The organism is Pseudoalteromonas sp. SG45-5, assembly GCF_014164085.1.
Classification (GTDB): Bacteria; Pseudomonadota; Gammaproteobacteria; order Enterobacterales; family Alteromonadaceae; genus Pseudoalteromonas; species Pseudoalteromonas aliena.
This window is the reverse complement of record NZ_JACJEM010000085.1, coordinates 1-12,253: the sequence shown is the minus strand read 5'-3', so window position 1 is coordinate 12,253 and position 12,253 is coordinate 1. Positions and strand designations below refer to the sequence as shown.

7 protein-coding genes are annotated in these 12,253 nt (G+C 40.4%); all 7 read left to right on the top strand.

The features are described 5' to 3' along the window. Positions 1 to 506: 506 nt before the first annotated feature. Positions 507 to 3,179 carry a TonB-dependent receptor gene (locus H5119_RS19010; RefSeq protein WP_182703348.1) on the top strand — a complete coding sequence of 891 codons (2,673 nt, stop codon included), beginning with the start codon at positions 507 to 509 and terminating at the stop codon, positions 3,177 to 3,179. Positions 3,180 to 3,286: 107 nt separating this feature from the next. After that, entirely contained in the window at positions 3,287 to 4,333 is a 1,047-nt protein-coding gene (locus H5119_RS19005; RefSeq protein ID WP_182703347.1) for a cupin-like domain-containing protein, read from the top strand. A 21-nt stretch (positions 4,334 to 4,354) separates the two neighbouring features. After that, positions 4,355 to 7,048, top strand: coding sequence for a family 20 glycosylhydrolase (locus tag H5119_RS19000; RefSeq protein WP_182703346.1), 2,694 nt, complete (start codon positions 4,355 to 4,357; stop codon positions 7,046 to 7,048). Between the two features lie 620 nt (positions 7,049 to 7,668). Further along, on the top strand, positions 7,669 to 8,574 hold the full coding sequence (nagK, locus tag H5119_RS18995) for an N-acetylglucosamine kinase (RefSeq protein WP_077535471.1): 906 nt from the start codon (positions 7,669 to 7,671) through the stop codon (positions 8,572 to 8,574). Between the two features lie 2 nt (positions 8,575 to 8,576). Next, a complete protein-coding gene (nagB-II, locus tag H5119_RS18990; protein WP_182703345.1) occupies positions 8,577 to 9,575 on the top strand; it encodes a glucosamine-6-phosphate deaminase NagB-II in 999 nt (332 codons plus the stop codon). Then, the gene (nagA, locus tag H5119_RS18985; RefSeq protein ID WP_182703344.1) at positions 9,576 to 10,703 is read left to right on the top strand and encodes an N-acetylglucosamine-6-phosphate deacetylase; all 1,128 of its coding nucleotides are present in this window, start codon (positions 9,576 to 9,578) and stop codon (positions 10,701 to 10,703) included. It abuts the gene before it with no gap. A gap of 32 nt (positions 10,704 to 10,735) precedes the next feature. Then, the gene (gene nagP / locus H5119_RS18980) at positions 10,736 to 12,040 is read left to right on the top strand and encodes an N-acetylglucosamine MFS transporter NagP (RefSeq protein ID WP_182703343.1); all 1,305 of its coding nucleotides are present in this window, start codon (positions 10,736 to 10,738) and stop codon (positions 12,038 to 12,040) included. Positions 12,041 to 12,253: the final 213 nt, after the last annotated feature.

The window sequence follows — 12,253 nt, the reverse complement described above, 5'->3', positions numbered from 1 at the left end:
AAAATAGCTCAATAACAAGGCTAAAATTATGATACATAGTTGTTCTATATAAATAATTTTTAACGTCGTTAGTGAGTTATTTAATACGCTAGAATGATCATGTTTTTAATAAAATTGGTATTAATTATGGGTCAGCAATAAATGTCAACAACAACGAATTGACCTCATTAGGTTATGCATTTCGCGTTGAGAATAAATTGCTCGTGGTCTGAGTAAGTATCAATTTCAGTTTCTACACTCGTTTATTTCTGAAATATACATAAACTTAAAAAGGATAAAAGTTATTCTAATACAGAGGATTAGCTTTTCCATTTTGTTTTTTATGTAAACGAGTTGTGTTTTTTTTGTTCGTTGGTGTAGCAAAAAAAATAAAAAGGGGGTAAAGTTCTACCACCCATGACAGCGTTGTCACCAAAAAGACAGCGTTGTCATTAACAAGTTAACCAGCCACACACTGGTTAATTAGCTTTATAACTATTTTAATAATTACGGTAAAGGGAAAAGCAATGTCAAAATCAATCTTTAAAAAGGGGATGCTAGCAAGCTCGATAGCCTTAATCCTCACAAGTGGCACTTCAGCAATGGCAGCAGAGCAAGTTTCTTCGGTAGCTGAAAGTGATATAGAGGTTATTGAGGTTATTGAGGTTAAAGGGATCCGCAGTTCCCTTAAAGAGAACATTAATGCTAAGCGTTTTTCGTCTAATGTTTCTGACGTCATCACTTCTGAAGATATTGGCAAGTTTCCTGATAAAAATGTAGCTGAAACGCTTTCACGTATTACAGGCGTTGCCGTAAGCCGTGAGTTTGGTGAAGGCGAAAAAGTAAGTATTCGTGGCGCTGGACCTAAATACAACCGTACTTTATTAAATGGACAAACGGTAGGCACCGCAGATTGGTTTATTCTCGATGAGGCCAACCGCAGCTTTAACTACACCATGTTGCCTTCGGTTATTGTTAAAAGCTTAGAGGTGAATAAATCACCGGTGGCAAGTATTGATGAAGGCTCGATTGGTGGAACGATCGTACTGCGAACGCGTCGCCCATTGGAAATGGATGCTAATTCTGTAAGTTTATCGCTTGAAGGGCAATACTCAGAAACCTCTGAAGAAACAGACCCTCAACTGGCGGGTATGTACTCATGGAAAAATGAGGATGAGAGTTTTGGTGTTATGGTCTCGGCGGTAAAACAAGAGCGTAATTTAGAGCGTCAAGGTTTTGAAGTTCTGGGTTGGGTTGAAAGTGCCGATGATAAGTACAGCGTCCCTCGCAACATTGGTGCACCTAAATTTGTACAAAGCCGCGAGCGTGAAACTATTTTTGCGACGTTGCAATATGCACCTACCGATAGTTTGTTAATGACACTTAACTACCTCGATTCAAAAATGGATGTTGATAATCAAAATTCAAATTTAATTAACTTCGCTTTTGGTGACCGTGCAGAGATTATTGCTAATGCAACAAAAATTGAAAACGGGGCTATTTTAGCATCAAGTGCAGGTGGTAATTATGCTTATAACTTTATTAACCGTGTTTCAAGTACGCAAACAGATCAGCTGCATTTAGACGTAGATTATCAAGGTGATGGGTACAGTCTAAATGTTGAATTAGGTAGAACAGAAGCCAAAGGCGGCACTTATCGAGAAACGTCATGGGAATATGTTGCTGTAGGCGCAGGCTATGAATATGACTTAACGGGCACACCGAATGTTAATGTGGGCGTTAATCCAGCGGATGGAAATAACTTTGCGGCGGGTTGGATTTGGGGTGGTGCTAAACCGACGACGGATGAAGAAACATTTGCACAAGCCGATTTAACATTTGATGTTGAGTTTGGCCCATTCACAGCAATTAAAACAGGCGTAAAATATCGCCAGGCAGAGCGTACTCAAGGTCGTCATGCTTATAGCTGGCATGCTCCTTTTGCAGACGGTGGCCCTGATTCAGATCATTATTTAGATCATATTTTTGATAGCTGTCCAACACTTGCTACGTGTGGTTTAGATGCTAACGGTGCAATTTCAATCGATGCGGGTGTAACGGGTAATATTACTCAGCAGGTTTCACATAATCGCGGATTAATGGAAGATATTGCTTTTAATGGCTTAAATGGTGTGTCAGCTGCGTATGCAATTCATGATAATTTAGCCGAAATTTGGGAAGTAAAAGAAGATATTTTAGCGCTGTATGTGCAAGGTGATTTTTCGGGTGACGGTTACAGAGGTAATGTGGGTTTGCGCCATGTGAGCACAGATCAAACATCGTATGGGTACGAGTTCTCAGGTGATTCATGGGGTTTAAATACAATTAATGGTGATTGGTTAACACCTAAAGTATTGAACTGGGTGAGCCAAGATAACGATTATTCAGAGTTTTTACCTAGCTTTAATATCGCCTTTGATTTAACGGATGAGCAAGTGTTTCGTGTCGGCGCTGCGCGCGTAATGGCTCGTCAAAATTGGGCCGATATTTCATCTTCAGAAACATTTGGATCGTTAACGGGCGGCCGAGGGACGGGGAGTAGAGGTAATCCAAATCTTGCTCCAACGATTGCAAACCAATTCGATCTTTCGTGGGAATGGTACTACGACGATGCTTCAATGTTGTCAGTGGCTTATTTTGCTAAAGATTTAAGCTCTTTGCGTTCAACGATAACTGTGACTGAAGACCGCTACGATCAAGAAAACGATGTATTTGTTCCTGTTGATTTTGCTCAGCCAGGTAATGGTCTCGGTGGTTCAATCCAAGGTATTGAACTTGGCTTACAACATGACTTTGGTGGTTTTGGGGTTTCGGCAAACTATACCTACACAGATGCGAGTGCGGATGAAGAACGCGATATTAGCAAAGCAGGCACTGGTTTAGTCGAAGGCACCTCAAAAAACATGCTTAACCTTATGGCGTTTTATGAAAACGACGATTATCAAGCACGCATTATGTATAACTTCCGCAGTGATTGGTATAAAGGTCTGCATTTTAATGGTGATGAGCTATTTAATGACAGCTTTGGTCAGTGGGACGCTAGCGCATCTTATAACGTCAACCAGTACGTTACTTTAACCTTAGAAGCGGTTAATTTAACTGACGAAGAGATTGTTGAATACAATACTAACGAAGAGCGAATTATGTCGATTTATTCAAATGGACGTCGATATGTTGCAGGTATAAGAGTTAATTTTTAAGTTAGTAAAGTAGTGTAACTAAAAGCCGAGTTTAACTCGGCTTTTAGTTACTTAACCAGAGTTCAGGTTACTTAAATTAATTCATTTGTGATTGTGGGTATTAAATTATGCGTGCTCTAAAACATGTAGCTATATGGCATAACGTAACGCCAACACTGTTTCGTAATGAAATTGCTCCACTAGCCGAGCCTGCTATTTTAAAGGGCTTAGTGAATGATTGGCCTATTGTTAAAAAAGCGAAAAAAGACGAAAAGATAACCCCAGCTCAATTGCCCGCATGGTTAGAGTATTTGAGTAGTTTATACGTAGGAGGTGATGTCAGGATGGCTGAAATTAAGCCCAGCGCAAACCCCCACTTTTCGTATAATGAAGCATTAAATGGGTTTAACTTTAATCGAAAAATAGCCAGTTATGCGCATTTTTTGCAGTTATTGTGCACAAACGCGCAAAGCATTGAGCAAAATAATCAAGCCGGTGCAGTGGCAATTCAAAGTGCTCCCGTTGCTGATTACTTTAATGAATTTGTACCTCAGCATAGTATGGCGCTGTTTTCTGATAATCCGCAACCACGATTTTGGCTAGGAAATCAATCGACCGTAGTCGCTCATTATGATGACGCTGAGAATATTGCCTGTGTAGTGGCAGGTAAACGTAAAGTTACCTTATTTCCTCCACATCAAATTGCTAACTTATATATTGGCTCGCTGGAACATACCCCCGCAGGGGCACCTGTTTCAATGGTAAATTTAGATGATCCCGATTTTATTAAGTTTCCTAAATTTAAAGAGGCATTAAATGATGCGCTAATTGCTGAGTTAGAGCCTGGGGATGCGTTATTTATTCCTACGCTTTGGTGGCATCATGTTGAAGCGTTAAGTGGCATTAATATGCTGGTAAATTATTGGTCAGGTGGATCAATTACTCATACCGATGAGCCCGTGCCAATGGATGCCATGTTGCTGGCAATATTGACGATTCGCGATTTACCCAAAGCACAAAAAAAAGCATGGCAAGCCTTTTTTAATTATCAAGTATTTGATTACGACCCAGTACAAAACCAACATATTCCCGATCAATTTAAAGGGATTTTAAATACCTTAACAGATCAACAAAGAGTGCAAGTTAAGCAATGGCTTATCAAGCAGTTGAGCTAATTAAGTACAGTGAGATAACGTATGTCGATGAAATTATTATTAGTTGTTTGTTGCATGGCACTCAGTGTGAGTGCTTGTCAGAGTAATACCGAAAGTAGACAGCAAAAACAAAGCACTAAGTTGAGCCCTGCAACTAACGCAGCCATTGATACCATTGCGCAAAGCTTAGAAATTAAATACCAACAGGTGGATAACCGGCCCTCGGCACAATGTGACCAGCAAGTGGAAGGGGGCAATTGTTATAAAGCTAATTTACGTTTGAGTACCCATAAAGCAATTAATTCTACGCAGTGGAAAATTTACTTTAGTCATATTACGCCCATTCAGAGTATTGAAAGCGAAGAGTTTACAATTAATCACGTCAATGGTGATTTACATGTTATAGAGCCAACCGACAAATTTACGGGCTTTAAAACAAATGAAACAAAGGTCATTACTTTTTATGCCGATTTTTGGTCGTTGTCAGAAACAGATGCAATGCCTAACTACATCGTGGTTAACAATAACGACTATGCAAAAGTTGTTAATAGCACCAAAGCCATTATTGATGAAGATACGGGGCTAGAGTTATTACCTTTTGTTATGCCGTATACTGATGCAGAGCGCCAGTTCAAACGCACTAAAAATGATAAAACACAAAGGTTAACCGCTGAGCGTTTATATGAGCGAAATAAAAAATATGATTTTTCGTCTTATGTCACACAAAACCAGCAATCAACCAGTGTTATTGCACAGCAAATCATTCCTACGCCTAGCTATTCTAAGTTTAGTAGTACGCGCACACTTAATATTAGTAAAGGGCTACACTTTAACTTTAATAATGTTAATAAAAACAAAGTGACTGCAGCTATTAATCGTCTTGAAAAACTAGGCATAAAACGTACAAACAGCGCATTGGCGATTAATGTTAATCTGCATTTAGTCGCCAATAGCACTGATCCGCAAGGAAGTTATCAGTTAGCGATTAAAGCCGATGCGATAGACATTAATGCGGTTGATGAGTCGGGAATTTTTTATGCCATTCAGAGCCTTGCGAGTTTATATAAAGTAGCAAGTGATACCTTGCCTGTTGGTGACGTTAAAGATTTACCTCATTACCAATTTAGAGGGATTTTAGTTGATGTAGCGCGTAACTTTCGCGATAAAAACTTTATTTTAAAGTTACTCGATCAAATGGGAGCCTACAAACTCAATAAACTCCATTTGCATTTAGGTGACGATGAAGGCTGGCGCTTAGCGATCCCTTCATTACCTGAATTAACACAAGTGGGATCAAAGCGCTGTTTTGATAAAACAGAGCAACAATGTTTACTGCCACAACTAGGGGCGGGTGTCGATGTGTCGAGCGAAGCGAATGGTTTTTATTCTGTGGCTGACTATCAAGAAATCCTCAAAGCTGCGAGTGCGCGCCATATTCAAGTTATTCCTTCATTAGATATGCCAGGGCATTCTCGCGCAGCAATTAAATCGATGACGGCTCGTTATAATAAATACCTAAAGCAAGGCGACACGCTAAAAGCGGAGCAATTTTTATTACATGACCCGTCTGACACTACGCAATATTCGTCTGTGCAATATTACAACGACAACACTATTAATGTGTGTTTAGAGTCTTCTTATGCATTTATTAATGAAGTAATGCAGCAAGTTAAAGCAATTCATAGTGAGGCTAAACACCCTTTAACCCGTTACCATATTGGTGCCGATGAAACCGCAGGGGCTTGGGTTTCATCGCCAGCGTGTGCCCAGTATATAAAAAATAATGATTCTGGCATTACTAAGCTAAGTCAGTTGGGAAGTCACTTTATTGAGCGCATAGCAAATATGCTTGAGAGTATGGATATTGAAACTGCGGCGTGGAGCGATGGTTTATCTCATACTAATTTACACAATATGCCAGCGGTAGTGCAAGCAAATAGTTGGGGCTTATTAATGTGGAATGGTCACCAGCTAGCCCATCAGTTTGTGAACCAAGATTGGCAAGTGGTATTATCAAACCCTGATGTTTTATACTTTGACTTTCCTTATGAAGCAGACCCTAAAGAGCCAGGTTATTATTGGGGTTCGCGCCATATAAATACTGAAAAAGTATTTCAATTTATGCCTGATAACCTGCCCGTGCATGCAGAGTTTTGGCTTGATAGAGAAGATAATCCTTACGTAGCAGACGATACACTTAAGTTAGATGAAGCTGGAAATATTAAATCTGCGCCATTAATTGCGAATAAGCACGTTTTAGGTATTCAAGGACAACTATGGAGTGAGAATACTCGCACCAATAATATGGCTGAATATAAATTGTTTCCGCGTTTACTGTCACTCGCAGAGCGCGCTTGGCATAAAGCAAGTTGGTCAGTGCCTTATGACTATAATGGTTTTGTTTATAGCCAAAATAGTGACCGCTTTACAAAGCAGTTAGCACAGCTACGCGATTTTAAATGGCAAACGTTTTCGGCTACCTTGGGGCTAAAAGAATTTGCTAAGTTAGAGGCTGAAAATATTCATTTTCGTATTCCAAATGTAGGAGCGCAAATAGTAAAGGGCACGCTTTTTGCCAATCTTGCCTATCCAGGCTTTTTAATTGAATACAAAACAGTCGATGGTCAATGGAGTGACTATAAGCAGCCTGTAAAAGTGGACGCTGATATATGGGTGCGTGCTAAAACTATCTCGGGTAATCGCTTTGGTAGAGCATTAAAGGTTGCGCACCCTTAGGGTGTGTTGATCTTTCGAGGTTGAATTTATACCAATCTGCTTATATATGAGGTCTATTTAACGTTAAAAAAATTACGCTAGGGCGTGTTGACCTTTCGTGATTAATTTTGCAGCAGGCTGTTTGATATTTAAGCAAGGCAGAGTCTAAGGTGTGTGGTTATTTCCCATAAATAGGCGATAACGCAGCATAAATGCCAAACATCCGCAGCCCTTTGAGCTCGTCTAGAGACGATTAACTCTTTGTTGCCTACATGGATGTGGGTAAGGGGTGTGAGCAGGACGCGGAAGCTTTGCTCGGCTTTTACTTATTCTTACAGGGATGTAAGCCATTAGAGTAACGCAGGAGCAGCTACCGAGCCCACTCGATTACAAACTCGCGCCGCGATTAAATCGCCCCTAGATTGAACAAATTTCAATCCACAAAGGTCAACACGCCCTCGGGTGAAAATACATTAATGGAAGCCATATAAAAAGTTATTTATATGTAAATAATCTAATGACAACGCTGTCATTTGTGCTAGTATAAGATTACTAAATTACGATAGAAATTGTTTTATTAGCCGCAGTTCAGGTTATTTAGAGTATTTACGCAGCATGGTCGAATAAGGTAAGAGGCAAACATGATCACAGACAATATTAATAAAAATAAACTCTTTATGGGGATCGATGGCGGCGGTACTAAATGTAGGGCAATTATTGTTAATGAGTCGAATGACGTTCTAGGCACGGGTATAGCAGGGCCTGGAAATCCTTTACATGGTTTTGCACAAGCAACAGCATCAATAGAGCAATCTGCGCGTTTAGCGCTACAAGATGCAGGTTTAGCTGATATTTCCTTATCAGAAATTACGGCAGGCATTGGTTTAGCGGGTGTAAATTTACCCAGTTTATTGACTCAAATGAATCAATGGCATTCTCCGTTTAAAAAAATGTACCTAACTACCGATTTGCTTATTGCGTGTATGGGGGCTCATCAAGGCGAAGATGGCGCCGTTATAATTGCAGGCACTGGTTCATGTGGATTTTCTTACGTAAATGGGCATGCTTTTATGCTTGGTGGGCATGGTTTCCCGCATGGCGATAAAGGGAGTGGCGCATGGGTAGGCTTTGTTGCTTGCCAGCATGCGCTTATGGAACTTGATAAGTTAGTGCCCAGTAGTCTTTTAACCACGCAAGTGTTGGCTCATTTAAAGGTAAGTAATGCAGTGCAGTTGGTTGAATTAATAGCGAACAAACCAGCAGCTTATTTTGCACAATTAGCAGCATGTGTTTTTAAATCTGCACAGCAAAATGATGCCGCAGCAATCGATATTATTAAAGACGGTGCAAATTATATCAGCGATATAGCACGCGAATTATTAAAGCAAAACCCACCAAGAATTTCATTTATTGGCGGCTTATCTGAATCGATAACCACTTGGTTAGATAGCGATATAAAAAGTAAATTAGCAGCGCCTTTGTCAGCACCAGAAATGGGCGCGGTACTTTATGCTAAGCAGCAAATTAACAACACTAGGCAGGAATGATAATGTTTCAAACGTTGATGGAAAAAGAAGCGGCGCAAACTCCCCATGTAATTAAAAAACAGTTAATTGCAAACCAACCTTTAGTCGAAAAAATAGGCCAAAAGCTTCGCGATATAGCCCCTAAAATGGTCATGATTATTGGTCGAGGTTCATCTGATCATGCCGGTGTGTTTGGTAAATATTTAATTGAAATTGAAGCGGGTATTCCAGTGAGTTCAGCTGCGCCATCGGTGGCCAGCATTTATGGTAAATCAATAAAGTTGCAAGATGCCTTAGTGATTGTTATTTCACAATCAGGACGCAGCCCCGATATTATTGCCCAAGCAAAAATGGCTAAAAAATCAGGTGCTTATTGTATTGCTCTTGTTAACGATGAAGAGTCTCCCTTACAAGATATCGTTGATGATTTTGTGCCGCTTAAAGCCGGCGACGAAATTTCTGTCGCGGCGACTAAAAGTTACTTAGCAACGCTCTCTGCTTTAGTTCATATTGTCGCTAATTGGACGCAAAATCAGTCCTTAATTAATGCATTAAATGAGCTGCCACAAGCGCTTAACACAATGATTGACTCGCCCGCGCAACTGACTCCGCCTGCATTTGCCAAAGTAAGTAATATGGTGGTACTTGCGCGTGGGTTAGGATTTTCTATCTCCAAAGAAATGGCTTTAAAATTAAAAGAAGTATGTGCAATTCATGCAGAAGCATTCAGTAGTGCCGAATTTTTGCATGGTCCGGTGACACTCGTCGAACAAGGATTGGTTATTTTAAACTGTGCTGTTGATGACGAAACGGCAACCTCACATCAGCAACAAATAGACGAAGTTATGCAACGAGGGGCTGAGATCATTAATTTGAATCAAAATAACATTGTTATCCACCCTCGTTTAGCGCCATTTTTAATTTTACAGCGTTTTTATTTAGACGTAGCCAAGGTCGCACTAAGTAGAGGCTTTAATCCTGATGAGCCTAAGGGGCTTAAAAAAGTAACAAGGACGTTATAAATGTCAGTTGAACGCGTTCATATAGCACAATTTTTTGATGGGCAACAAATGCAGAGCAACAAAGTGTTCACCATCGAAAATACAATCATTGTTGATATTGATGACAATGTGCAAAAGTACGATAAAAAGTTAAAGGGCCTTGTTGCGCCGGGCTTTATTGATTTACAAGTCAATGGCGGTGGTGGTGTATTGTTCAATCGTACAAGCACACTGTCAGGCATTAAAAAAATGCTGTTAGCGCATGCGCAATACGGAACGACAGCAATGCTACCAACATTAATTACCGACACTGTGGAGGTAATGCAACAAGCCGCTGATGTAATAGCACACGCAATAGCAAAAGAAGTGCCTGGCATCATAGGTATTCATTTTGAAGGTCCACATTTATCAGTTGTAAAAAAAGGTGCGCATAGTGCTGAGTTTATTCGCCCAATTTCAGCTCAAGAATGGCAAATATTATCGCGTCAAGATTTAGGCAAAGTTATTGTTACTGTCGCCCCTGAAAATGTATTACCTAGCGATATTAGTAAAATGCGCGGACTGGGTATTCAGGTTTGTTTAGGCCATACCAACGCAACGTATAATCAAGCTCAACAGGCTGTTGAGGCCGGTGCCACAGGGTTTACGCATTTATACAATGCAATGTCGCCCTTACAAGGCAGAGAGCCTGGTGTAGTCGGTTGCGCATTACTTAATGATGAAACTTACTGCGGATTAATTGTAGACGGCCATCATGTTGACTTTGCATCTTGTCGGCTGGCATTAAAAGCGAAGCCACAAGGTAGAGTGTTTTTAGTAACGGATGCAATGCCGCCAGTGGGCACAAATCAACATGAGTTCGCCTTTTTTGACCGAACAGTACATTTGCAAGACGGTAAATTAACGTCAACCACCGGAGAGCTCGCAGGCTCGGTTTTAGATATGGCTAGCGCGGTTAGAAATTGTGTTCAACATGTGCAAGTTTCGTTGCCCGAAGCACTCAAAATGGCTAGCTTGTATCCTGCAAAGTACATTGGTTTACCTGCTGGGTGGGGGCAATTAGTAATAGGTAGTCCTGCAAATTTTGTAGAATTAAATAATCAACAACAGGTAATTAGCACTTGGATTGGCGGTGCTCAGCTTTTTTAAAAATATAATAAATATAATTAAAGGAAAATAACATGACAACAAATGTTATACACACATCTAAGCAAAGTAGCGTGGTTCCCATGGCTATTATTGCGGTCTTGTTTTTTATACTGGGGTTTGCGACATGGTTAAATGGCTCATTAATGCCGTACTTAAGCCAAATACTCAAGTTAACTCCGTTTCAAGGCTCGCTTATTTTATTCTCGTTTTACATAGCTGTTACTTTTACCGCTATTCCATCAGCAATGTTGATTAAAAAGGTCGGCTATAAGAATGGGATGGCGTTAGGCATGACGGTTATGATGGTTGCAGGATTGTTGTTTATTCCAGCGGCTAAATCACAAATATTTCCACTGTTTTTATTAGCTCAACTAGTTATGGGAACAGGCCAAACGCTATTGCAAACAGCAATTAACCCTTATGTTGTACGTTTAGGCCCTGAAGAGTCGGCAGCTGCTCGAATTAGTATTATGGGGATTTTAAATAAAGGGGCAGGTGTTATTGCACCTATGGTTTTTACCGCACTTATTTTAAATAATTTTACAGGCACAGTTGGGCAAGCGTTATCGCAAACCCAAATTGATTCGATGGCAAACAGCCTTATTTTACCTTATTTAGGCATGGCACTGTTTATTGGGGTGCTGGCCTTTGCTGTAAAAAAATCGCCTTTACCAGAGCTTGCTAAAGAAGAAGAAAACTCATCAAGTTCTTTGAGCGAAGTGAAAGAAACGTTATCGCACCCTAATTTAGCATTAGGCGTTATTGCTATTTTTGTTTATGTTGCTGTTGAGGTTATAGCGGGCGATACAATTGGCACTTTTGCGCTATCGTTAGGGATTGAAGGCTATAGCGTAATGACCTCGTATACGATGGTGTGTATGGTTGTGGGTTATATTTTAGGGATCACTTTGATCCCACGCTTTATTTCGCAGCAAAAAGCACTCAGTATTTCAGCCACGTTAGGGGTGATATTAACGCTGGCTATTTTATTTGTTGATACGCAATCAAGCATTATTGCTGATACCGTATTAGTCCCATTAGGTGGGGTACAATTACCGGATGTGTTATTGATGATTGCTTTTTTAGGCTTAGCGAATGCAATTGTATGGCCTGCTGTGTTTCCGCTTGCCCTATCAGGAATGGGTAAACTCACCAGTACAGGCTCAGCGTTGCTTGTAATGGGTATTGCGGGCGGTGCGTTTGGGCCTATGTTTTGGGGATTATTAAGCGGTTTAAGCTCGTTACAAATGGGGTACTCCGTTATGCTCCCGTGCTATTTATTTATTTTATTTTATGCCGTTAAAGGCCATAAAATGAAAAAAGCGATGGTTGAGTAACGCATTTAATAGCAAGGGCTTACTGATCAAACTAGGGCGTGTTGACCTTTGTGGATTGAAATTTGTTCAATCTAGGGGCGATTTAATTGCGGCGCGAGGTTTGTAACCTAGTGGGCTAAGTAAAAACCGAGCAACAAAGAGTTAATCGTCCCTAGAAAGAACCCAAAGGGCAGCGCATGTTTGGCATTTATGCTGCGTTATCGCCTATTTATG